The organism is Sphingomonas sp. PP-CE-3G-477, assembly GCF_003050745.1.
Classification (GTDB): Bacteria; Pseudomonadota; Alphaproteobacteria; order Sphingomonadales; family Sphingomonadaceae; genus Sphingomonas.
Genome location: NZ_QAOF01000001.1, coordinates 298,091 through 321,350, shown reverse-complemented (window position 1 = coordinate 321,350; position 23,260 = coordinate 298,091). Strand labels below are relative to the sequence as shown.

Genomic DNA, 23,260 nt, shown 5'->3' with positions numbered 1-23,260 from the left:
TGAGCGGTTGTCCTGTCGAGCCATGCCGGCTTGAGGGTTAGCATCATGAAATTGACGGCAAAGTTCGACACACGGCGCGACGCGGAAATGACCGTCGAGCGCCTGGTACAACAGTTCGAGATCGACCGCGCGAAGGTGGTCATCGCGGCGGATGGCGAAGAGAACACCGCGGGCGTGGCCGAAGACGGGTCCGACAACAAGGCCGGCGAGCCCAGCCCCGAGGCGCGCGACGACGCCGAACTCAACGGCAAGGTCGTCGTGACCGTCGACGTCGCCGACGATGCGACCGCCGATGAAGTACGCGCGGCATTCGCCGAGTTCGATGCGTCGGAACAGGTGGCCAAGTGACCGCGCCGGATACTGCAACGCCGGACACTGCGACGCAGGCTCGTCGACGCGAGATCGCCACCGAGCATCTGCTGTTCAAGCTGATGGAGTATGTCGAGGATCGCCACAGCGGCCTGCTCGACTTCATGGAGCAGAGCCTCGATCACCTCGGCGACCCGGCGGCCGACGACACGAAGGACGACGACGCCGTCCGCCAGATCGCGCGGAAAATGATCGTGGGTGCCAGAAAGCAAGGCGTCAACTAAAGCGGTCGGAGCCGGGGGCGTCAGTTGAAGGCTCCAGCCTTGTCCCCCCCGGTAGCCACCGATATTCCCGCACGACTCTCGGTAAAATCGGGGCTTCATGTCGGCACCGACCGAGGCCCCTGCAGGCAGCGCGAAACCCACGATTTTCCGCGTGCGACTACCACTACTCAAGCGGGCTAGGCCTCTCGACCATGTCGATGACCGGCCTCGGTAGAAATCCGCCCTACCTGCCAATTCGCATTGAGCGACAATTCGCCGGGTCGCGATAGCTCAACAGACCGAAGATCCTCACCGCATCGCTTGTCGAGCCAGACACCATCAATATCGCAACCGTAATGAGGTCGCCGAAGCGCCACCGCATTAAGTATCTATGAAGTCTGAAGTTTTTCAGATCCGTATATTATCGATCAACTCAGTCGCCACTGATTGAAATCAGCATAAAATATAAATGACGGATATTCTTGCTTGTGCAGGAACGATGACGCCGCCCTGATCGCTATACCTTCCAACACGCCCTCAAGCCCTGTGACAATACTCACGGTTTCGAATGCTGCACGCTAACCATTTCGACACGGTTTTCACCTTTTGGTTGACCAGTGCCAATTTCATACTTGGCGACGTGTTGCGTAAATCCGCGATTTTCACAATTTTATTAGTTACACCAACAATGGAGAAGCTTCGATGCGCGCACTCGTTTGGCATGGCAAAGGTGACGTCCGCGTCGATACTGTTGCCGATCCCGAGATCAAGCATCCGCGCGATGCGATCATCAAGGTTACGGCCTGCGCGATCTGCGGATCCGATCTGCATCTACTTGACGGATACCAGCCGACGATGCAGGCGGGCGACATTCTTGGCCACGAGAACATGGGCGTCGTCGTCGCGCTCGGCTCCGAAGTCACGAATCTGAAGATCGGCGACCGCGTCGTCGTGCCATTCACGATCAGTTGCGGCGATTGTTTCTTCTGTCGCAAGGGGCTGTTCTCGGCGTGCGAGCGGACCAATCCAAACTCTGAAATGGCGATCAAGGCGATGGGCCATTCGCCGGCCGGCCTGTTCGGGTTCAGCCACATGCTGGGCGGCTATTGCGGCGGCCAGGCCGAGTATCTGCGCGTCCCGATGGCGGATATCGGACCGATCAAGGTGCCCGACAGCGTTACCGACGAGCAGGCGCTGTTCCTCTCCGACATCTTCCCGACCGGCTACATGGCCGCCGAGAATGCGCAGATCGAGCCGGGCGATACCGTGGCGATCTGGGGCTGCGGTCCGGTCGGCCAGTTCGCGATCCGCTCGGCGTTGATGCTGGGCGCGGGCCGCGTAATCGCGATCGACGAGGTGCCCGAGCGTCTGGCGATGGCTGAGGCCGGTGGTGCGGAGACGATCAACTTCGCCGAAGTCGACAGCGTCTATGACGAACTCCAGTTCCGCACCAAGGGCCGTGGCCCCGACAGCTGCATCGACGCGGTCGGCGCCGAGGCTTCGGGTCATGGCGCAATGGATGCGGTGATCGACAAGGTGAAGGCGGCGACGTTCCTCGCGACCGACCGCGTGCACGTGTTGCGCGAGGCGATCATGAGCTGCCGGATGGGCGGCACGGTGTCGATCCCCGGCGTCTATGTCGGGATGGGCGATAAGATCCCGATCGGCGCGATGATGAACAAGGGGCTGACGATCAAGACCGGCCAGACGCACGTCCAGGCCTATACCAAGCCGCTGCTCGCACGGATCGAGGCGGGCGATATCGATCCGAGCTTCGTCGTGACGCACCCGGCCAGCCTCGAGGATGCGCCCGAGATGTACCAGAAGTTCCGCGACAAGCAGGACGGCGTCATCAAGGTCGTGTTGCGGCCGTAACCCCGTCCCGAGCCGGTCCGCTCCCGTCGAGCGGACCGGCTCGGTTCGTTTTGATCCGCTACATTCAGAAGGACCTACCGATGAGTGACAAGGTTCATACCCCCGTGCCCGGCAATCCGAGGAGCAAGGGCGCAGCGGACGGCGTCTCGGGCTCGCCACGCGGCAACGATGACGTTCACGGCCGCAGCGAGGGCGGCGAAAGCGGTGGTGGGTCCTATCCCAACCCGCACGCCGGCAAGACCGAGACGAACACCGGTTTCATGGCGCATGGCGGCCAGACCGACATCGCCTATCACGGCGGTGGTCAGGCCGGCGAAGACCGTGGCAGCGCGGCGAACGGCGTTGCTGGCTCGGGTGGCGGTAACGGTACGACGATCGCCGCCGACCCCGATGCGGATCGTGAGTCCCATGCGATCGCTAGCGAAGGTCGCACGATCGAAGTCGTTGAGACGTCGGGCATCGCCGAGGCCGAGGCCAACGGCAAGATCGGTACCGATGCCGACTACGAGGACGAACAGAAGCAGCCAGGCGCCGGCTGAGCTCGGCGTATCGCGCCACTGCAATCTCGAAACTCAAAACCAGCCGCCGAGCATTCCGCCCGGTAGAAGCCCAAGAGGATGATCCCATGTCTGCACCCGAAGATCTCCAGGAAATCTACACCGACGAACTGAAGGATCTGTGGTCCGCGAACGACCAGATGAAGAAGGTCCTGAAGAAGATCACGTCCAAGGCGAGCGACGCGTCGCTGAAGGAGATGCTGACCAAGTCGCAGGCGGACATCGAGACGCATACCGACCTGCTCAAGGACCTGATCGCGTCGAACGACGAGAAGGTCTCGAAGGAGCATTGCAAGGGCATGGAAGGCCTGGTCGCCGAAGCCACCAAGCATGTTCTCGAGGAAGGTCCGGAGAAGGGTCCGTTGCTCGATGTGATGATCATCGCACAATATCAGCGGATGACGCATTACGGGATCGCCGGGTTTGGCACGGCGACGGCGTACGCCAAGGCGCTCGGGCTCAAGGACGACCACAAGAAGCTCAGCGCGGCGACCAAGGATATCTACGGTGGCGACGAATATATGACGAAGCTCGCCGAGACGACCGTCAACATCGACGCCGAAGACGAATGACTCTCGATCGCCTGCTGGCTTCATGTCGGCGGGCGTTGATGCGATCCAGGTAGAGGACGGAAGCGGAAACCATGACGACCTACCCCTTGAGCGAACCGGCTACGATCTATCGAACGGCTGACCAGGACGAGGGCTCGGCGCGGGACGTCGTCGCGCGCGGCAGCCTGTCGGACTGCGCGGAAATCCTGGAGGATTGGTCCAGGGCCGATCGGGCTTCCGTCGAGATCGAAATCGACGACATGTCGTTGACCTACGGCCCGGACGAGGTGGAGGAACTGCTCACGCTCCTGCGCGAAGAGGACAAAAGCGCGCCCGACCCGCTCTAGGCGTCGTCATCGCGATGCGAAAGACACCGCCGACCTGTTTGGCAGGTCGGCGGTGTCGTCGTATCAGTAGGTCGTCGACGTCGGCGTGGACCGATAGCGGTCACGCTCGGCGGCTACTTCGTCGCGGCTGTAGGCAGGGGCGGTGTCGTCGAACGCCGACCAGCCGTCCTGACGATAGGCGCCGCCACGCGTCGATGCGTCTACCGACCGGTTGCGGTCCAGCACCACTTCGGCCTCGGTTGCCAGGCTATCGTCGACACGCGCGCTGAGCAGCGTGCCGCCACGGCGGACGCCTTCCGAATAGACGTGGGCCTCGTCGTCGGAGTGGCCGGCATCCTTCAGGGCGCCGACGATCGTTCCCGTCGCGGCTCCACCGGCAGCACCAATGCCTGCGCCGACGACCGTCGATGCCAGCCACCCGGCCGCAACGATCGGACCGAGACCGGGGATCGCGAGCAGGCCCAGCCCTGCCAGCAGGCCGCCGACGCCACCGACAGCAGCACCGGTCGAGACGCCACGGCTGACATCGCCGTGATCGTTGACGTCGCCGAGCGACGTGGCTGCGTCGCCGTGCGCGCCATCGGCGTTGTTCGCGACGATGCTGATGGAATCATGCGGCACGCCCAGGCGTTCAAGGTCGTGCAGCGCCGCGGTCGCGTCCGAATAGTCGTCGAACAGGCGGGTGATGGTCTTGGTCATGGTCTCTCTCCTATCGAATTGGTTCAGCGCGACGAGACGTTGCCCTTGTAGTCGAGCCCGAGATGGACCGTCTTGCCGCCGCGGGTTCCCGTGCCCCGCCAGACGCCGTCCTTGTCCTTCGCCAGACGCGAGATCGAGCGATAGCCGGCCTTGGTCAGCCGACCGCGGGCCTGGTCTTCCGAGAAGGAATTGGCACCGCTGGCGGGGGCGGTGACGTGGGCGGCGGCACTCGCCTTGACCGCGGGATTGTGCGCGCCGGTATGCGTCGCGGTCTGCGCGACGGCGCCGGAGGCCAGCAGCATCGCGCCGCATGCCAGGATAACTCGAACGGTCATTGCACTCTCCTAAGTGTCTGTATTTTCCGGGGTGTGGGAGGGCGACGCGAGCGTGCCCTTCCGTTCGCTCAGCGCACCGTACCGCGACGAAACATGTTGACGATCGCGAGCAGGATCACCGCGCCGACCAGCGAGATCAGGATCGACTGGATGTTGAGCGCGCCGTCCATGATCGATGCGCCACCGATCAGCGGCGTGATCAGGAAGCCGGCAAGCAACGCACCGACGATGCCGACGACGACGTTGAGGAAGACGCCCTGCTGCGCATCGGTCCGCATGATCATGCTGGCGACCCAGCCGATGAGTCCGCCGACGACGAGAAGGATGATGAGGTTCATGATGAGGCTCCTGTTCGATAATGGTACAGGTGCCTCAACAGTCTCGGTGCCCGATCCGTTCAGTTCGCGCGCGTTTCGGCGAATTCGGAATTGGTGCGCAAGTACCGGGGCCATTGGTAGATTTATGCCGGCTCGACCGGAACCCGAAGCGCTTCACGGCGCTGAAACGGGATGACCAAGATGCCCGCGAAACCGCTTCACGCCCCCACCCTGCACCATCTCGAACAGCTGATGACCGGGCTGCTCGAAGGCGTGATCCTGATGGATCCGACCGGGATCATCCTGAGCGCCAACCCGGCCGCGCTGAAGATGCACGGGGTCCGCGCGGTCGAGGATCTCGGGCAGACCGCGGACGACTATGCCACGCGGTTCAGCCTGCGCTACCGGGATCGTCGCAAGCTGCCGCGGCGGGACTATCCGCTGATGCGCCTGCTCGCGGGGCAGAGTTTCCCCGACCTGATCGTCGAGGTCGCGCCGGTCGATGCCGACGAACCGCGCTGGGTCCACCAAGTGCGCGACATCGTCATGGACGAGGATGGCGGCGAGCCCGATTGCCTGGGCCTCGTCATCAACGACGTCTCCGAACGGTTCGACGCGGAGGACCGGTTCGAGGCGATGTTCCACGCCAACCCCGCCCCCGCGCTGATCATCCGCGTCGCCGACCAGCGCTATGTGCTCGTCAACCAGGGTTTCCTCGACCTGTCGGGCTATGCGCGCGACCAGATCGTCGGGAAGACGCTGTTCGATTTCGACTTTCTCGCGGAGGTCGACCGCAAGGCGTTCGTCAAGGATTGCGTCGCAGCGGGCAAGACGATCCCGCAGCTCGAGGCTGAACTGCCGCTCGCCGGCGGCGAGAAGACGCTGGTCATCCTCGCCGGGCAGCCGATCGAGGTCGCCAATCAGGATTGCCTGTTGTTCACCTTCGCCGATCTCGAGCCGCGGCGGCGCGCGGAACATGCACTGAAGGCGAGCGAGCGCCACTTCGCCTCGGTATTCGAGATGGCGCCGGTCGCGATGGTCGTGACCGAAGGCGGCGACAACCGCATCGTCCAGGTCAACGCGGCGTTCAAGGCGCTGACCGGCTACACCGACCGCGCGGTGATCGGCCGCATCGCCGACGACCTGCAGCTCTGGAACGATGCCGCGCAGCGCCAGCAGCTCGAAACCGAGATCGGCGAACATGGCGGCTTCCGCAGCCGCGACGTGCAGTTGCTGCACAAGGCCGGCGAGGCGCTCGACTGCCTCGTGTCCGCCGAACGGATCAGCGTCGACGGAGCGCCGTGCGTGCTGTGGCTGTACCAGGACATCTCGGCACGGCGGCGCGGCGAGCTGGAACTGGTCGAGGCGATCGATGCGGTGATGAAGGACGCGAACTGGCTCAGCCGGTCGATCATGGACAAGCTGGCGACCTTGCGGAATCCGCGCGGCGCGACCGGGTCCGCGACACCCGCGGCCGATCTCAGCAAGCGCGAGCGCGAGGTGCTGGAGCTGATCTGCCAGGACCTCGACGATGCGGCGATCTCGGACCGGCTCGGCCTGTCGCGCAACACCGTCCGCAACCACGTCGCCCGGCTTTATGCGAAGATCGGCGTCAACCGCCGCAGCGCCGCAATCGTCTGGGCGCACGAACGCGGCGTGGGCGCCTGATACGAACGCCGCCTGCCCACCACCTCGACAGCAAGGGGCAGGCTTACCACATTCCGGTCAACGGAGTGCTGCCATGACCGACTACCGCAAGACCGAAGACGCCGTCGCCGCGCTGACGCCCGAACAATACCGGGTGACGCAGGAGAACGCGACCGAGCGTCCCGGCTCCGGCGCGTTGCTGCACACCAAGGACGCGGGCATCTATGTCGACATCGTCTCGGGTGAGCCGCTGTTCGCGAGCGCCGACAAATACGAGTCCGGCTATGGCTGGCCGAGCTTCACCCGACCGATCGAGCCTGCGAACGTCAGGTCGAAGCGCGACTGGTCGATGCTCATCCCGCGCACGGAGGTCCGCTCGGCGCACGGCGACAGCCATCTGGGGCATGTCTTCAAGGACGGCCCACGCAGCCGCGGCGGATTGCGCTACTGCATCAATTCGGCAGCGTTGCGGTTCGTCCCGCGCGGCGAGATGGCGGCGCAAGGCTATGCCGCGTATCTCGATCAGGTCGAGGAGGTCCCGGCCAGAACCGAGCGCGCAGTGCTCGCCGGTGGCTGCTTCTGGGGCATGCAGGACCTGATCCGCGCGCTGCCCGGTGTCGTCTCGACGCGCGTCGGCTATTCCGGCGGCGAGATCGCCAACGCGACGTATCGCCGTCACGGCAACCATGCCGAGGCGATCGAGATCGTCTTCGATCCGGCGCGCACCGATTTCCGCACGCTGCTCGAATTCTTCTTCCAGATACACGATCCGACCACGGCCAACAGGCAGGGCAACGATCGCGGCGCCAGCTATCGCTCGGCGATCTTCTACACCGACGACGACCAGAAGGCGGTGGCGCAGGACACGATCGCCGACGTCGAGGCATCGGGCCTATGGCCGGGCAAGGTCGTGACCGAACTCTCCCCGGTCGGCGATTTCTGGGAAGCCGAGCCCGAGCATCAGGATTATCTCGAGCGCAAGCCGAACGGCTATACCTGCCATTTCGTCCGCCCGAACTGGAAACTGCCACGCCGCGCCAAGGCGGCTTGAGCGCGGCGCGAGTGTGGGTCAGCCCGCCTCGCGCTGCCAGCCATCGCGTTCGGCGAATACCCGCGTGACCTCCGCCATGTTCTCGGTTCCCCAGGTACACAGCGGTGCCAGCGCCTCGGCGAGGCTGCGGCCCATCGGCGTCAGCGTGTAGTCGACCCGCGGCGGGACCTCGTGGTGATCGGTCCGCGTCAGCACCGCGTCCGCCTCCAGCTCCTTCAACTGCTGGATCAGCATCTTGTCGCTGACGCCGCGCACCGCGCGCTTGAGTTCGCCGTAGCGGTTGGGCCGCTGCAACAGGAAATACAGGATGAGCGGCTTCCATTTGCCGGCGATGATGCGGAGCGTGACGTCGAGGCCGCAGGTGAAGCCGTCGGTCGGAGGTGGCGAAGTCATGTTAGGAGGTACTAACCAAAAGGTGCATACTTGTCGATGGGTGCGCACGCCGCCAGCTAGCAGTCTTGGCAAACACGGAGACATCAGATGGACAGATTGAACGGCAAGACGGCGATCGTGACCGGCGGCGGTAGCGGGATCGGCCTCGCATCGGCCAAGCGCTTCATCGAAGAGGGCGCGTTCGTCTACATCTTCGGGCGGCGCCAGGCGGCGCTCGACGCGGCGCTCGTCGAACTCGGCGAGAATGCCCGCGCGATCAGCGGCTCGGTCTCCGACATGGCGGATCTCGATCGCCTGTACGAGACGGTCAGGACGGAGCGCGGTTCGCTCGACATCCTGTTCGCCAATGCCGGCACCGGCGAGCTCGTCCCGCTCGGCGAGATCACGCCCGAGCATTACGACCGGACGTTCGACGTCAACGTGAAGGGCCTTGTGTTCACGGTGCAGAAGGCGCTGCCGCTGATGCGCGCGGGCGGCTCGATCATCCTCACCGGTTCCAGCACGAGCGTGATGGGAACGCCGCGGTTCAGCGTCTACAGCGCGACCAAGGCCGCGATCCGCAATTTCGCGCGCAGCTGGGCGCTCGATCTCCGCGGCACCGGCATCAGCATCAACGTGCTGTCGCCGGGACCGACCAAGACCGAACTCGCGCTGGAGGTGGTCGGCGAGGATGCGATGACGGAAATGGGCGCGGGCACCCCGATCGGCCGGGTCGGCGAACCCGCCGAGATCGCCGCCGCTGCCGCGTTCCTGGCGTCCGCGGACAGCAGCTTCATGACCGGCAGCGAGATGTTCGTCGACGGCGGCGTCGCGCAGATCTGAGCGGCTGGGGGGTTGCGGGGCGACGTCGTATGGCTTGCAATCCCCCTTTGAAACGACGTCAGCGATTGCAGAACGACCGCCTTGCGCGGCGCCGTTCCGGAAGCGATTTCCTCGTCTTCCGCTTATCTAGCCCTTGGCGGCGAATACACCGTAGCGTTCGCGCCATGCGGCCACTTCGTCGCGGAGATGGTGCGGCGCGGCGTCACCCGAAAGGACGAGGCGGGCGACATCGTTATCGGGATGCATCAACATTTTCTTCGATCCGTCGCTGAACCAGACGGGGATCAGTTGATCGCACACGCTGTCGAGTACCGTTGCAGCCATGCCGTTCTCGATCGCGTTGCTGCCGGCAAGCACCCGGACGTTGATCGACACACCTTCGAAGCAGTTCTGCGGCGCCTTGACGAAGTTGAGCGACACGAGAAGGCCCGACCGATCCGGTCTAGCGTCATCGGGCAGGCTGGCGATCCGTCGCCACGCGCAGAACCAGGTCCGGCAAATGCGGGGACGGACGGCGTGAATACCGCACCCTCGTCCCGAGAGGTGGATACAGGGTGTTCCCGCCGGTTTGGCGAAATCGGGCGTATCGACCGTGAGTTCGGTGCAGCACACCGTGCAATCGCCGCATGCGCGATCCGCCAGGACCGGCCCCAGGAGCGTGGTTTCCAGGTCGGTGTCGGTGTGCATCCGCTTGGGGCGGTCCTTTGCTGGGGACTTGGGAACAGGTCGGCACGGCGAACCCGGCGACGTCTTGATTTCCACGCGGGGGCGGAAACCCTAATTCCCTTCGGCGTCTACCGTGAAGATCATCGGCTTGCCACGTGACATCGGCTCCCATCCCGCGAGCAACGCTGCCCTGACGCCACGGGATATGGTCGGATCGTCGATCTGGAGCCGCCCCCGCGGCAATCCCTTCAAGAGGCGTTTGGGCGCAGGAAATTCCAGCACCGCCTCCCGCTGGGTATCCTTCTCGCGCAAGGACACCATCATGCCCTTCCAGCCTTCGGCATCGGACCATTGCGGCTCGCGCTGGAGTTGCCAGTCGTATGAGATGCCGTCGACCTCGACGGTACCGGTATTGCTGCGGATGTTCGACATGCGCGCGGCCATAGCACGCTTGTCGTGCCAATCCACGCGTTCCGGTCTCGTCCTGCCGGGAAGCCTTGCGGCGACGCTACGGTCGGGACACGATCGCCTGCGCCGCATCCTCGACGTCGTGGGCGATGAGCGTAGGCTGCGGAACACCGTCGATCGGCAGCGGCGCGTTCACGCGGCGCGTGATCAGTGCCGCGTTCCACCCGAACGACTGCGCGCCGATCGTGTCCCAGGTATGCGCCGCCATCAGCCACGTATCGCGCGGAACCGCCACCATCGCATCGGCGACGTGGCGATAGGTTGCAGGCGCCGGCTTGAACCCTCGCACGGTATCCACCGTGAAACGCCGTTCGAACATCGATCCCAGCCCTGCCTTGTCGAGCGCGTCCGGCCCGACACCCTTCGGCGAGTTGGTGAGCGTGACCAACGAAAACCCGGCGTCCCTAAGCAATGTCAGGCCCGCGGCAACATCCGCATGCACGGGCATGTCCGCGATCAGCCTGCCAAGCTCGCGGACGTGGTCGTCGGTCACCGCGACGCCGTGAACCTGACCGAGCATCCGCAGCACACCGCCTCCCAGCGTTCCGAACGGAACATAAAGTCCCGCGAGCGAAAGCGACTGCGAATACAGGATCAGCTGTGCGAACCATTCGCGCATGCGCGCCGGGGCCGCGAAGATTTCGGCGAACAGCAGTTCGAGGCTGTCGATGTCGAGCAACGTCTCGTTGACGTCGAATACGATCAACGGGCGTCTGGTCATAAGTGCGGCCTTCCGGGCGAAGCATGGTGCACGATGCACGATGCGCGATGCACGATCCGAACCAACTCGGGGATGGACCGATGTTTCCGTGGCTTCGCCCGGAGGTTGAGCTCACCGCGCGCGGTGCCTCGCGCCGACGAACAGGCTCCTGCCCGCGTCACCGAGGTCGCGACACCTTCCTCAGGGCCCGGGACAGCGCATCGATGGAATACGGCTTGTGCAGCAGATCGAACCCGTGCGTACCGCTCTGCGCGAGAACCTCGCTGTAGCCGCTGGTCAGCATGACCGGCAGCGTCGGATAGAGGCGGGCGATCTCCTGGCCGAGTTCCACACCGGACATACCGGGCATCATGACATCGGAGAACACGACGTCGAACCGATCTGCGCCGGATGCCAGTTCGGCGAGCGCCCGATCGCCGTTCATCGCGAGGACGGTGTCGTATCCCAACTCCGCCAAAGCCTGCGTCGCGAACATGCCGACTTCCGCATTGTCCTCGACCACCAGAACGCAGGCGCCCTCGCCGAGCAGCAGCGACGTGTCGCCAGCCTCCGTTACGCCGCCCGACACCTGATCCACGCGAGGCAGGTACATCGTGAAGGTCGCACCCTCGCCTTCGATGCTTTCGACGAAGATGTCCCCGCCCGACTGTTTGGTGAAGCCGAAAACCTGGCTCAATCCCAGCCCGGTCCCCTCGCCCACGCCCTTGGTAGTGAAGAAGGGTTCGAAGATCTGGTCGATCCGGTCGGCGGGAATACCGGGGCCGCTGTCCGCCAGGCACACCGTGACGAACGCACCGGACACCGCCGGATGCGATCGGATGGCGGGCATCTCGGCAGTTTCGCCGACCGATATCGTCAGCTCGCCGCTCCCCTTCATCGCGTCGCGGGCGTTGACGGCCATGTTGACGATCGCGGTATCGAACTGGCTGCGATCGGCGTCGATATGGCATGGTTCGGATGGCAGCAGCACCGTGACCTGGATCCGGGAGCCGGTCAGGGTCCGCACCATGTCGCTGATCGTCCGCACGCTGGCGGCGGCATCGAAGACCTCGGGGGTCAGCGACTGTCGGCGCGCGAAGGCAAGCAATTGCCCGGTCAGCTTGGCCGCGCGATCCGCCGTATCCGAGATCGCATCGATATAGCGCTCGCGACGCTCATCCGAGATACCCGGCCGGCGAAGAAGATCCACCGATCCACGTATCACCGTCAGCAGGTTGTTGAAATCATGCGCGACGCCGCCGGTAAGCTGGCCGATCGCCTCGACCTTCTGCGACTGGCGCAACGCATCCTCGGCCCGCACGAGTTCACCCGTGCGATCGGCGACGCGCTGCTCGAGATGCTCGTTGAGGGACCGCAACGCCGCGATCGCGGTGTCACGCTCGGCCTCGACGGTGCGCCGCGCCTCCACGTCGATCAGGACGCCTGGAAACCTGAGCGGAGTGCCATCGGGCCCATGATCGACACGGCCGTTCGCCTCTATCCAGTAATAATGCCCATCGACACGGCGGACCCGGTATTGATGGGCATAGGAGCCCCCGCGCGCGATCACGTCGTTGATCGCGTTCGCCAATCCCTCCTGATCGTCCGGATGGACGGTCGCGACGATCTGGGCGAGCGGTATACCTTCTCGACCCAAGGCCGGATCGATGCCGAAGGCGTTGGCAAACCCCTCGTCGATCGCGAACTGGTCGCTGGGCAGGTCCCAGTGCCAGGTGCCGATGATCGCACCGGCCGCCAATGCGAGCTGCACACGCTCGACGTTCTCGCGCGCCAACGCCTCGCTGGCACGCAACCGCTGCTCGGCTTCGCGACGTTCGGTGACATCGTTGAACAGGATTGCGATCTGAAGGTCTTCGGGATTGCCCACCGGGACCGCCCGCACCTCGAACCAGCGACCGAACCCTTCCGCATAGCTTTCGAAATTGGCGGGCTCGCGCGTTTTCGCCACCCGGCCATAGGTCTCGAACCAGAACCGCTCCAGGTCCGGGGCGTGTTCGGTGACCCATTTCCCGCGAAGGTCGGCGCCCGACTGTCGTTCGAACGCGGGATTGGCTTCGATGAAGCGGTAGTCGACCGGTCGATCGTCGCCATCGAACTTGACCTCGATGATCGCGAACGCGGAATCGACCGTTTCGAGAACGGTCTGGAAGCGCTCCTTGACCTGCTTCAGCGCCGCGCCCGCGACATGGGCATCGGTGCGGTCGCGCAGGATCTTGACGAAGCCCAAATGCTCGTGGCCGCCGTCGTGCAACGGCAACAGCTCGCCGGAGGCCCAGAAACGCTGGCCGCTCTTGCGCAGATGCCAACGCTCGTCCGAGGCACGCCCGTCTTGCAACGCCAGTTTCATTTCCTGATCGATGCGACCGCTGGCCCGGTCCTCAGGCGTAAAGAAACGTTCCGCGTCGCGACCGATCATTTCGGCCGCAGTCCATCCCATCACCCGCTCCGCGCCAGGGTTCCAGTCGGTGATGATCCCGGCCGGATCGGTGATGACCATGGCGATGTCGGTCGTGCTTTCGAAGATCGCCCGTTGCCGCGCCGCGCCGCTGGCAAGCGCGTTCTGGCGGGTCTCCAGCTCGGCAACCCGTGCGCGCAGACGCGCATTGTCCGCGTCGAGCTGTTCTGTCGTCAGGAAAGTCAGGGCTGCGCACTCACGCATCGTTGAAGCAATGGTGCGCCTTTTACCCGCTAAGCCCCTAGGCGAAACGCCCTTTATCGAGAGCACGACGCCGCCGTCGACGCGTATGAGTGCCTGCGCCGACATTTGCGTGACGGGGAAGGCGCGAGAGAGCGGCGCCGAGGCGACGCCGGTTCTCTCGCGCTGGCTCACCTTATCTGCCGCGCGCCCCGGGCGGCAGTGGTTCAGGCCGGGGAGACCGCCGAATAGTCCATCCGCCCGAGGTCATCGAGCAGCGTCGGGCCGGCTGGTCGCCAGCCGAGTCGTTCGCGCGTGATCGCGCTCGAGGCGGGCATATCGAGGCTGGCGAACCGTGCCATCCACCCGAAATGCTCTGCGGCTTCCGCCTGCGTCATCGAGACGACGGGAACGTCCAGCCCTACGCCCACCGCCTCGGCGATCGAACGCATAGGGATCGCCTCCTCGGCCACCGCATGCCACCGCGCGCCCGGTACGTGCTGCTCGAGCGCGAGGACATAGAGGCGGGCGACATCCTCGACCGCGGCAGCGCACCAACGGTTGCGCCCCTCGTCGACATAGGGCGACACGCGCTTCTCCCGCGCGAGATCGATCAGTGGCGAGATCAGACCCTGCTTCACCGGATCATGGACCTGCGGCAGGCGGACGACGGCGACCGAGACGCCGCGCGCGCCAACGGCTTCGCCGGCCAGTTCGCTCGCGACGCGAGGGATCGGATCGTCGCGGTTGAAGACGTCCTCGCGTGCGGCCTGACCCGGCGCCGGCGTGCCCAGCGCGACCCCCGAGGTGATGATGAGAGGGCGATTCGACGCCGCGAGCACGTCCCCGAGCGCGCGGATGACGCGTCCATCCTTCTCGCAGGCTTCCACGAAGCGCGAGAAGTCATGATCGAAAGCGGTATGGATGACAGCATCGGCCCCTTCCGCTCCCCTCGCCAACCCCGCAGGATCGTCGAGGTCGCCGCGGTGCACCTCCGCACCAGCCGCCTCGAGCCGGCGTGCACCGGCGTCGGATCGGGTATTACCGACGACCTGATGACCGGCCGCGATAAGTTCGGGGAGGATGCGAGAGCCGATGAAACCCGTCGCACCAGTCAAGAATACGCGCATGAAGATCTCCTTGGTTGAGATCGGCATTTCACGCATCGGTGCGTCATGTTAAAGTAGTGACTTTATCGAGGTATAACGACCAACAGGATCGATCAATGGCTGGCCAGACGACCAACCCGCTGGGCACCTATCTTCGCGATCGCCGCACCCGCCTCGACCCGGTGGCATTCGGCTTCGTGGGCGGGCGGCGACGGACCCCCGGATTGCGGCGCGAGGAGGTGGCGAGCCGGGCGAACATCAGCCCGACCTGGTATACCTGGCTGGAACAGGGCCGCGGCGGGGCGCCATCCGCAGACGTGCTCGACCGCATCGCCAAGGGGCTGATGCTGACCGAGCCCGAGCGCGAGCATCTGTACATGCTGGGTCTCGGCCGTCCGCCGGAGGCACGCTACCGAGCGGTCGACGGTATCAGTCCGCGCCTGCAACGCACGCTCGACGGCATGCCGCTCAGCCCGGCAATCATCAAGACGGCGCTGTGGGACGTGGTCGGCTGGAACCGGGCGGCCGCGCTGATGCTGACCGACTATTCCAAACTGCCGCGCGAAGGGCGCAATATCCTGCGCCTCATGTTCGGCAACGATCGCGTGCGTGCAAGAAATGCGGACTGGGAGTCCATAGGCCGGTTCGTGGTCGGCGCCTTCCGTGCGGATGTGGCTCGCGCGGGTGCCGGTACCAGTGCGGAGGCCGCTCGGCTGGTTGCCGAACTGAGCCGGATCAGTCCCGAGTTCGAAGCATTCTGGCGGGACAACGACGTCGTATCCCACGGCGAGGGAGTGAAGCGGATCCATCACCCCGATGCCGGACTGCTCGAAATGGAGTTCTCGTCGTTCACCGTGGAGGGGCGCCCCGAACTGGGCATGATCATCTACAATCCAGCCTCCCCCGCATCCGCCGAACGCCTGCGCGCGCTGGTCGAGGATCTAGATCGTTGAACGAGCGCGCAGCGGTGTCGTCGTGCTCCGGAAACTCCGTCCGGGTTGCGCATCATCTCGACGGATCAAGTGACTGAAGGCCGCGTTGAACGCCTGGGTGCGTGAGTGGTAAGCAGGCTGGCAAGCATAGCAATGATCGTCGCGACGTAGCGCGGCGGCAGTCAGGAGCAGCGATGACAGTCGATCGACGGGCGATGATACTGGGCGGAGCGGCCTTGGCACTGACTTCCGGCTCGGCGCGCCTCGACGCGATGTCCACCCCATCGCTGGCCGCCCTGGCGCGCGCGAAGGGTATCCGCTTTGGCAGCACGATGGGCGGCTCCAATTTTGCGAACCCCGCGTATCGCACCCTGAACGCCGCACAATGCGGCTTGGTCGTTCCCGAAAACGCCATGAAATGGGTCGCGCTACGGCCCGATGCCCGCAACTTCGATTTTCGTGCAGCGGATGCGATCGTCGCATGGGCACGGCGGGCCGGCCTCGGGGTCCGCGGTCATACGTTGCTCTGGCAATTCGAACGCTGGATGCCGGAATGGACTCGGACGCACGATTACGGCGCGAACCCCAAAGCCGAGACGGCGCGCCTGCTGGTCGCTCATATCGATACCGTCGTCCGGCGCTATGCCCCCGCGGTCGACAGCTTCGACGTCGTGAACGAGGCTGTCGATCCCGACACGGGGCTGTTGCACGAGACCGCATTGTCGAAACATCTCGGTGCCGAAGCGGCGATCGACCTTGCCTTCCACACTGCAAGAGCGGCGGCACCGCGCGCGCAGCTCGTCTACAACGACTTCATGAGCTGGCAGTCGTACGACGGCCGACACCGCGACGCGGTGCTCCGACTGCTGGAAGGGCTCGTGAAACGCGGGACGCCCGTCACCGCACTCGGCGTGCAGAGCCATCTCGGCAGCAAATACAGCGAGGCGCCGACAGGGCTCGGCGCCCTGGACGAAACGGCGTGGCGCCGGTTTCTCGACGAGGTGACGGGAATGGGCCTGGACCTGCTCGTCACCGAACTCGACGTTCACGACAATCCCCTGCCGAGCGCCATCGGCCCGCGCGATCGTCAGGTGGCCGCGCATACTCGCGCCTATCTCGATCTCATGCTGTCCTATCCGCAGTGCAGGACGGTGATGTGCTGGGGGCTGAGCGATCGGTACAGCTGGCTGCAGGAGTTGCGGCCACGCCCGGATGGACTGCCCAAGCGCCCACTACCGTATGACGCGGCGTTCGCGCCCAAGCCGATGCGCGACGCGATCGCCGCGGCGTTCGCTGCAGCCGCGCCACGAAAGGCGACATTCGCCTAGACGGTACCGGTGAACGACCCCTCGACACGGCGATCGCTGCGCCCCCGCGCGTCGACGCTGGAGAAGGCGCGCACCTTGTCGAGCGAATAGCCGACGCCCGCGGGCAGCCGCATGCCGGCGAAATCGGCATCGACGACATCGTCCAGTCGGATCGCGGGTCGCGGATCGAGCGCTGCGGTGGTAACTTCCACGCCGCGCATCGACAGTCCGCGCACATGACGTGCGAAAAAGCCGGTCGCGGGAAGGTCGCCGAACATCGTCGCTTCGGGGTAGCCGAGCTCGGCCTCGGGCGGGCGCAGCGTCGCCATGCTGGCGGGCGCGCCGCCGACATGGTGGAAATGGCTGTCCGAGATCGCGATGTCCTCGATCGGATGATCCGCAAGCCCTGCGATGACCGAAGGCAGCATGTTCGCGCCCGAACTTACGACATTATCGATCATCACGCGCTTCAGGCTGCCGATCGGGCGACCCGCAGGACCGCGCATCCGCTTGCCCAGCCGCAGGAAGATCGGCGCATCGACGATCCCGCGCATCGTCATGTTCGAGACCGCGATATCCTCGATCACGCCACCGTCGACCGTTTCGAACGCGAGACCGCGACTGTCCTCGAAAATGCAGTTGGTGACCGTGATGTTGCGGAACCCGCCATTGCTCTCGGTGCCGCACTTGATACGGCCGTGGATCTTCGGCGCGAACGCCGGCGGCATCCGGCGCCAGCTGCCGTCGAGCACCGACCCGACCTGATAATTGCCCATCACCACGCAGCCGGAGATCGTCACGTTCTCCGTGATCCGCGCCTCGCCGAGCGCGAAGCTGCTCTTCGGGCAGATCGCGTCGTCCCACGGCGCGTTGACGGTGCAATTGCTGACGCGGACGTTGCGGCAACAATCGATGTCCATGCCATCGCGGTTGGTGTCGATCAGCAGATTGTCGATCGTCATATTGTCGACGCCGGTCGCGAGGATCGCGAACCAGCCGCCTTCCAGCATGCGGAAGTCACGCAGCGTGACGCCGTGGCAGTTCTTGAGGCCAATCGCCTTGTTCGCGGTGCCGGGACCGGTCGGGTCGGACAGCCAATTGTCCTTGCCGTCCCCGCGTCCGAGGCCCTTGCCCCAGATCAGGCCACCGCCGAGGATCGCGATATCGTGAAGCCCCTCGCCCCAGATCAGGCTGTTGCGCCAATGGCTGTGGCCGAAGTCCTGGAAACCGGAGATGGCCGGATCGATTGGCTCGGCATGGTCGTAGCCGCGTGTCGTCGTCGGCGCCGCAGCGAGCAACGTCGCGCCGTTTTCGATGTAGAGCGTGACCCTGCTTTTCAGCCTTATGGTGTAGCAGGCATAGGTGCCGGGCGGGATGTAGACGGTACCCCCACCTTTGGTCGCGACGCTGTCGATCGCACGGTTGATCGCATCGGAGTCGATCGCGATGCCATTGCCCTTCGCACCGTAGCGGCGAACGCTGGTCCATCCCTCCCCCGCCGCGAAGGCCGGCACGGCGGCCATCGCCGACAGTGCGGCGCTGCCGACGATCAGCGCGCGACGATCAAGCGCAGTGGCGAACATAGGGCTCTTCCCGGAAAACTGAGAAAAAGGAGGCGCAGGTACGAGACCTGCGCCTCTCAGGAGGGGACATCTAGAACTTGAGCGAAGCACCGAGGAAGAACTCGGTACCGAGCACGTCGTAGGTCGACGAGAAGGTGTTGGCGTTCGGCCCCTGCGTCGTGATCGGGGGCTTGTTGTTGAACAGGTTGTTCGCGCCGCCGAACAGTTCGATGTTCTTTAGGAGCGCGGCCGTGAAGGACAGGTCGAAGTAATTCTCGGCCCCGAGCTTTGGATAGACAAGGCTGTCGAGCGTCGGCGTCGACGCCGATCCCTGTCGCAGCGGCACGACGAAGCGATCGTTGGTCACCGGGCCGATATAGCGATGCCGCAGCGACAGGCCGAAATCGCCGGTCGTCCACGTCACGCGCGACGTACCGCGCCACCGCGGCAGCGGTTGCCCGCACGTGGTGCCGAACGATCCGGCGCACTTGTTTTCGAGTGCGGGCAAGGCCGCGACGGGGACCGAGTCGAACTGTGCGAGCCAGGTATAGTTGGTGCCGATCTCGACACGGCTGCTGGTCCCCAGGCCCGGCAGGCCAAAGCCAAGGTTGAAGGCGTAGCGCGCGGCGAAATCGATACCCGACGTCTTCAGTTCGCCGGTGTTCGCGTTGAGCACCTGCGCCACGAACGGATCGTTGATCTCACCCGAGGACGGGTTGCGCCTAATCGCCCGGCAGAACTCGCTGCTCGCGTCCTGGATGACGTTGTAACACAGGTTGAGCGTGTTCTGCAGGCCACCACCGAGCGACGAGATCGCGCCCTTCAGTCCGACGTTGAAGTAATCGACGCTGAGGAACAGCCGCGGCATCGCGGCGGGCGTGACGACGACCCCGAGCGTGTAGGTGTCCGATTTCTCCGCGCCCAGGTTTGCGTTCCCACCGAAATCGGCTGGAATGATGTTGTTGGGCTGCACGCTTCCCGTGAAGATCTGCGCGGCGGGAACGCCGGTCGCGGCACAGATCGCGCGGACCGCCGCGGTCTGCTGCGCCACCGCGCCGCGGTTCGAACAGGGATCGGTCGCAGCCCCGACGACGCGCGTCGTGCCACCGAACAGTTCGGCGACGCTCGGCGCACGGATCGCGCGCTGATACTGGCCGCGGAAGGCGATATCGCGGTTCACCCGCCAGTCGGCGCCGCCGAGATAAGTCCACTGCCCGCCCACACCCGCCAGGTTGTACTTCGAATACCGGAACGCGCCATTGGCGACGAGGCTTTCGATGAACGGCGTGTTGTGGATCAGCGGTACGCGGACTTCGCCGAACACCTCCTTGACGGTGGTCGAACCGCGCGTCGGCAGGCCGGGGTTGAAGCCTGCGACATCGCCCGACGACAGGAACGAATCCGGCGTGAACTGTGCGCTCGTCTTGCGCCATTCATAGCCATAGGAAAATCCGACCGGGCCCGCCGGCAGCTTGAACAAGGTGCCGGTCAGATTGCCCTGCGCGACCTGCTGCGTGGCGACCGTCGAATTGGTCGCGCCGATGCGGATCGCCGACGCACACGCCTCGGAGACGTTGGCGCCGAAGATGTTGCAGACTGGCGCCGCGCCGCCGGCCGACAACAGGCTGGCCTGAAGGCGGCTGCGCGAGATCGCGTTCTGAAGCAGCAACGTGTCCTCGCTGCGCGCGTAGGTGTAATAGACGTCGTACTTCAGGTCGGTCAGGACGGTGTCGGAGACGCTGCCGAGATCGCCGCGCAGGCCCCATGCACCGCGGAAGACGTTGCGTCGTTCGCTGGCGAGGCGGGGGCCGACCTCCGAATAGCGGCGGCCCGCGGTCAGTACCGCCAACCCGTCGCCGCGCGTTGTCGTGCGCGTCGCCGTGCCGCTGGTCACGGTGGTCGTGCCCGTCTCGGCGAGATCGAGTTGCTGGAGGACGCCCTGCAGTGCGGGCGTAAGATAGGGGTTGTTGACGTTGAACAGCGTCGGCACGCCGACGTTGGTGGGCGCCAGTCGCGCGTTCACCTCGTTGTTGCTGTAGTGAAGCTCGGTATAGCCGGTGATATGATCGTTGAAGTCGTAATGACCGAAGCTGTTGATCATCCACCGTTCCTGCGGCTGGATCAGGTAGTTGTCCGGCCCCAGATTGAAATCGTCCTGCGGGGTGAGCGCCGGGCGCGCGGCGGTGCCGCCACCGTTGAAGGTGAACCCGCGCGAACCCAGCGTGCCGAGGCCGGCGGCGGCATAAGCGGCGTTCAGCGCTGCATTGGAGCCGCCTGCCGCCGGTATGCCGGAGAAGCGGCCATTGGGAATGTCGCCGCTGCCACCGCGAACGAACCCGAGTTCGCCGCCCGCAGCAACGCAGCCGTTCGTGCCGACCGACGTGAAGGGTGTGCCGGCGCGATCCGGACTGCTCGTACCGCGGACGACGCAACCGTCATTGAGTGAATCGAACGCGAAGCTGCCGCGATCGCCGCGCGTGATCGCGCCGCGCTTGAGGTAGTTGCCCGATACCACGAGGTTGCCGCGGTTCTCCGCAAAGTTGCCGCCCAGCGTCAGATCCGCGTTGTACACCGGAGTGCCGGTCGCGCGGTCCATGTTGAGCTGTGCGCGCGCTTCGACGCCTTCGAAATCGTCGCGGATGATGAAGTTGACGACACCGGTTATGGCGTCCGAACCGTAGACCGCGGACGAACCCCCGGTGACGATTTCGGTACGCTGCACCAGCGTCGACGGGATCGTGTTCAGATCGACCACCTGTTCCGGCCCGTAGATCGCGAAACGGCGACCGTTGACCAGAACCAGGTTCCGCTGCGAACCGAAGCCGCGCAGATTGACGTCGGCAAAACCGCCCGGAACGGTGTTCGAGGTGGCGCTGCCGAGTTGCGAGCCGACCGCTTGCGGGATCTGCGACAACGTCTTTTCGATGTTCACGTTGCCTGACAGCTTAATGTCCTCGGCACCGACGACGCTGACGGGGGTCGACGCATCGAAGCCGTTGCGGGCGATGCGCGAGCCGGTCACGACGATGTCTTCATTGCCCGCGTTTGCCGCGCCTGTTTGCGGCAGATCCGCCGCGGCAGCGGGAACCGCGTCCGCGGACTGGGAGACCGGGGGGGCAGGGTCGCCGGCGCCTGGTTGCGGCGCCGTCTGGGCGCTCGCGGGTGCGGAAAGCATGATTCCGGCGAGCGCCGAGAGAACGGTACCACCAAGCAGCCGGCGGCGGGCAATAGTCAAATGCATCGCAATCCTCCCCTAAAACGCCCGGCGCAGCGCGACCGGTGTCGTTGTCGTCCCATTGTCCCGGCGGGTAGCCCGCTCTGTCGCAATCCGATGGTAGCGATATCATCGCTTTACCACTAAATCCCGTATATTGAGATTGATATCTATCTTGTGAGATTTACGGAGTCAAGCCGGTACGACGAGTCGAGGAAATAGGCGAAATTCCATCACCGCTTCGGCTGATTGAGCGGCGCGGTCCGATACCGCCGCGGCATCGCATGCGCGTAGATAGGGGGCGATGGGTGGCCGCTACCTGTGCGACGCGACTAGCGAACCAGGATGTCGGGCGTGATCTTGGTCAGATCGGTGCAGCCGGTCAGGGCCATAGCGACCCGCATCTCCGCTTCGACCAGCGCCAGCATCCGCGCGACGCCGGCTTCGCCGTCCGCAGCCAAGGCGAACGCCCAGGCTCGCCCGAGCATCACGCCCCTGGCACCGAGCGCAAGCATCCGCACCACGTCAAGCCCGGTCCGTACGCCGCCGTCGACCATTACGGCCAGCCGATCCCCGACCGCCGCCGCGATCGGCGGCAGCGCCATCGCGGTCGATGGCACGCCGTCGAGCTGGCGACCGCCGTGATTGGAGACGACGATACCGTCCGCGCCCAGTTCGGCGGCCTCGCGTGCGTCGTCCGCGTCGAGAATGCCCTTGATAATGAGCGGCCCATCCCAGTTCTGGCGGATGAAATCGAGATCGCGCCACGTCACGGTCGGATCGAAATTACCCCGCATCCACGCGAAGAAATCCTCCAGCCCCGTGCTGTCGCCGAGCAGCGGGGCGATGTTGCCCAGTTGATGCGGACGACCGCGGACGCCGACGTCCCACGCCCAATGCGGTCGCCTCGCCGCCTGCCACATCCGACGCAGCGCGCCGGCCCTGCCCGCCGATCCGGCCAGCCCCGATCGATAGTCGCGATAGCGCGATCCCGGCACCGGCATGTCGACGGTGAACACCAACGCCGAACACCTCGCCGCCTTCGCCTGCTGGATGAGATCCTTCATGAAACCGCGGTCGCGGATCATGTAGAGCTGGAACCAGAACGGCCGTTCGCTGGCGCGCGCGACTTCGTCGATCGGGCAGGCGGATACGGTCGACAGGCAGAACGGCACACCCGCCGTGGCGGCTGCACGCGCCGCCTGCACTTCACCGCGGCGCGCGTTCATCCCCGCCAGCCCGATCGGCGCGAGAGCGAGCGGCAGCGCCATCCGCTGGCCAAACAGCGTCGCGGACGGATCGATCGTGCCGATGTCGCGCAACACACGCTGTCGCAACATGACCTTTTCGAGATCCGCGGCGTTTCGGCGCAGCGTCGTCTCGGCATAGGAACCGCCATCGATATATTCGAACAGGAAATGCGGCAGGCGTCGCCGCGCCCGTTCGCGAAAATCCAGCGTGGAAGCGGCCTGACCCATCG

General features: G+C 65.1%; 23 protein-coding genes. 11 read left to right on the top strand and 12 right to left on the bottom strand.

Annotated elements, in window-relative coordinates; translation table 11 throughout:
- The first annotated feature begins 45 nt into the window (after nucleotides 1–45).
- The 6 genes from C8J45_RS01395 to C8J45_RS01370 all read left to right on the top strand — a co-directional run bounded on the left by C8J45_RS01395 (nucleotide 46) and on the right by C8J45_RS01370 (nucleotide 3,902).
- On the top strand, nucleotides 46–348 hold the full coding sequence (locus C8J45_RS01395; protein WP_107961598.1) for a hypothetical protein: 303 nt from the start codon (nucleotides 46–48) through the stop codon (nucleotides 346–348).
- Nucleotides 345–593 (top strand): hypothetical protein, encoded by a 249-nt coding sequence (locus tag C8J45_RS01390; RefSeq protein ID WP_107961597.1) that lies wholly within the window; start codon nucleotides 345–347, stop codon nucleotides 591–593. Before C8J45_RS01395 ends, C8J45_RS01390 begins: the two co-directional genes overlap by 4 nt.
- A gap of 681 nt (nucleotides 594–1,274) precedes the next feature.
- Nucleotides 1,275–2,447, top strand: coding sequence for a zinc-dependent alcohol dehydrogenase (locus C8J45_RS01385; protein WP_093400153.1), 1,173 nt, complete (start codon nucleotides 1,275–1,277; stop codon nucleotides 2,445–2,447).
- A gap of 80 nt (nucleotides 2,448–2,527) precedes the next feature.
- Nucleotides 2,528–2,986 carry a hypothetical protein gene (locus tag C8J45_RS19040; protein ID WP_181321058.1) on the top strand — a complete coding sequence of 153 codons (459 nt, stop codon included), beginning with the start codon at nucleotides 2,528–2,530 and terminating at the stop codon, nucleotides 2,984–2,986.
- Nucleotides 2,987–3,072: 86 nt separating this feature from the next.
- Nucleotides 3,073–3,576 (top strand): ferritin-like domain-containing protein, encoded by a 504-nt coding sequence (locus C8J45_RS01375; protein WP_107961596.1) that lies wholly within the window; start codon nucleotides 3,073–3,075, stop codon nucleotides 3,574–3,576.
- 71 nt (nucleotides 3,577–3,647) lie between these two features.
- Nucleotides 3,648–3,902 carry a hypothetical protein gene (locus C8J45_RS01370; RefSeq protein WP_107961595.1) on the top strand — a complete coding sequence of 85 codons (255 nt, stop codon included), beginning with the start codon at nucleotides 3,648–3,650 and terminating at the stop codon, nucleotides 3,900–3,902.
- Nucleotides 3,903–3,965: 63 nt separating this feature from the next.
- Here the strand turns inward: C8J45_RS01370 and C8J45_RS01365 are convergent, their stop codons facing one another.
- The 3 genes from C8J45_RS01365 to C8J45_RS01355 form a co-directional block, all read right to left on the bottom strand.
- Complete coding sequence (locus C8J45_RS01365) at nucleotides 3,966–4,601, bottom strand: hypothetical protein (protein ID WP_107961594.1); 636 nt, start codon at nucleotides 4,599–4,601, stop codon at nucleotides 3,966–3,968.
- 23 nt (nucleotides 4,602–4,624) lie between these two features.
- Nucleotides 4,625–4,936 carry a hypothetical protein gene (locus C8J45_RS01360; protein WP_107961593.1) on the bottom strand — a complete coding sequence of 104 codons (312 nt, stop codon included), beginning with the start codon at nucleotides 4,934–4,936 and terminating at the stop codon, nucleotides 4,625–4,627.
- 68 nt (nucleotides 4,937–5,004) lie between these two features.
- Nucleotides 5,005–5,274, bottom strand: coding sequence for a GlsB/YeaQ/YmgE family stress response membrane protein (locus tag C8J45_RS01355; RefSeq protein WP_093400148.1), 270 nt, complete (start codon nucleotides 5,272–5,274; stop codon nucleotides 5,005–5,007).
- Nucleotides 5,275–5,445: 171 nt separating this feature from the next.
- On the opposite strand from C8J45_RS01355, the gene C8J45_RS01350 reads away from it, so the two are divergent.
- Together C8J45_RS01350 and C8J45_RS01345 are read left to right on the top strand one after the other, a co-directional pair.
- Nucleotides 5,446–6,921, top strand: a complete 1,476-nt coding sequence (locus C8J45_RS01350) for a helix-turn-helix transcriptional regulator (protein ID WP_107961592.1) — start codon at nucleotides 5,446–5,448, stop codon at nucleotides 6,919–6,921.
- 73 nt (nucleotides 6,922–6,994) lie between these two features.
- The gene (locus tag C8J45_RS01345; RefSeq protein ID WP_107961591.1) at nucleotides 6,995–7,951 is read left to right on the top strand and encodes a bifunctional methionine sulfoxide reductase B/A protein; all 957 of its coding nucleotides are present in this window, start codon (nucleotides 6,995–6,997) and stop codon (nucleotides 7,949–7,951) included.
- A gap of 18 nt (nucleotides 7,952–7,969) precedes the next feature.
- Here C8J45_RS01345 and C8J45_RS01340 read toward each other — a convergent pair whose 3' ends face one another.
- Complete coding sequence (locus C8J45_RS01340; RefSeq protein WP_107961590.1) at nucleotides 7,970–8,344, bottom strand: helix-turn-helix domain-containing protein; 375 nt, start codon at nucleotides 8,342–8,344, stop codon at nucleotides 7,970–7,972.
- 87 nt (nucleotides 8,345–8,431) lie between these two features.
- On the opposite strand from C8J45_RS01340, the gene C8J45_RS01335 reads away from it, so the two are divergent.
- On the top strand, nucleotides 8,432–9,166 hold the full coding sequence (locus C8J45_RS01335) for an SDR family NAD(P)-dependent oxidoreductase (protein WP_107961589.1): 735 nt from the start codon (nucleotides 8,432–8,434) through the stop codon (nucleotides 9,164–9,166).
- A 126-nt stretch (nucleotides 9,167–9,292) separates the two neighbouring features.
- Here the strand turns inward: C8J45_RS01335 and C8J45_RS01330 are convergent, their stop codons facing one another.
- The 5 genes from C8J45_RS01330 to C8J45_RS01310 all read right to left on the bottom strand — a co-directional run bounded on the left by C8J45_RS01330 (nucleotide 9,293) and on the right by C8J45_RS01310 (nucleotide 14,786).
- Nucleotides 9,293–9,853, bottom strand: a complete 561-nt coding sequence (locus tag C8J45_RS01330; protein ID WP_107961588.1) for a YkgJ family cysteine cluster protein — start codon at nucleotides 9,851–9,853, stop codon at nucleotides 9,293–9,295.
- A 90-nt stretch (nucleotides 9,854–9,943) separates the two neighbouring features.
- A complete protein-coding gene (locus tag C8J45_RS01325) occupies nucleotides 9,944–10,264 on the bottom strand; it encodes a hypothetical protein (protein WP_181321057.1) in 321 nt (106 codons plus the stop codon).
- Between the two features lie 76 nt (nucleotides 10,265–10,340).
- A complete protein-coding gene (locus tag C8J45_RS01320) occupies nucleotides 10,341–11,021 on the bottom strand; it encodes a haloacid dehalogenase type II (RefSeq protein ID WP_107961586.1) in 681 nt (226 codons plus the stop codon).
- Nucleotides 11,022–11,178: 157 nt separating this feature from the next.
- The gene (locus C8J45_RS01315) at nucleotides 11,179–13,680 is read right to left on the bottom strand and encodes a PAS domain S-box protein (protein WP_107961585.1); all 2,502 of its coding nucleotides are present in this window, start codon (nucleotides 13,678–13,680) and stop codon (nucleotides 11,179–11,181) included.
- 203 nt (nucleotides 13,681–13,883) lie between these two features.
- On the bottom strand, nucleotides 13,884–14,786 hold the full coding sequence (locus C8J45_RS01310) for an SDR family oxidoreductase (RefSeq protein WP_107962178.1): 903 nt from the start codon (nucleotides 14,784–14,786) through the stop codon (nucleotides 13,884–13,886).
- A gap of 95 nt (nucleotides 14,787–14,881) precedes the next feature.
- Here C8J45_RS01310 and C8J45_RS01305 point away from each other — a divergent pair, with 95 nt between their 5' ends.
- Together C8J45_RS01305 and C8J45_RS01300 are read left to right on the top strand one after the other, a co-directional pair.
- Nucleotides 14,882–15,718, top strand: a complete 837-nt coding sequence (locus C8J45_RS01305; protein WP_107961584.1) for a helix-turn-helix transcriptional regulator — start codon at nucleotides 14,882–14,884, stop codon at nucleotides 15,716–15,718.
- A gap of 173 nt (nucleotides 15,719–15,891) precedes the next feature.
- Entirely contained in the window at nucleotides 15,892–17,025 is a 1,134-nt protein-coding gene (locus C8J45_RS01300; RefSeq protein ID WP_107961583.1) for an endo-1,4-beta-xylanase, read from the top strand.
- On the opposite strand, the gene C8J45_RS01295 is transcribed toward C8J45_RS01300, so the two are convergent.
- From C8J45_RS01295 to lldD, 3 genes are all read right to left on the bottom strand, one after another.
- A complete protein-coding gene (locus C8J45_RS01295) occupies nucleotides 17,022–18,587 on the bottom strand; it encodes a glycoside hydrolase family 28 protein (protein ID WP_107961582.1) in 1,566 nt (521 codons plus the stop codon). The genes C8J45_RS01300 and C8J45_RS01295 overlap by 4 nt on opposite strands.
- A gap of 70 nt (nucleotides 18,588–18,657) precedes the next feature.
- The gene (locus C8J45_RS01290) at nucleotides 18,658–21,807 is read right to left on the bottom strand and encodes a TonB-dependent receptor domain-containing protein (protein WP_258191219.1); all 3,150 of its coding nucleotides are present in this window, start codon (nucleotides 21,805–21,807) and stop codon (nucleotides 18,658–18,660) included.
- Nucleotides 21,808–22,112: 305 nt separating this feature from the next.
- Entirely contained in the window at nucleotides 22,113–23,258 is a 1,146-nt protein-coding gene (gene lldD / locus C8J45_RS01285) for an FMN-dependent L-lactate dehydrogenase LldD (protein WP_107961581.1), read from the bottom strand.
- Nucleotides 23,259–23,260 lie beyond the last annotated feature (2 nt).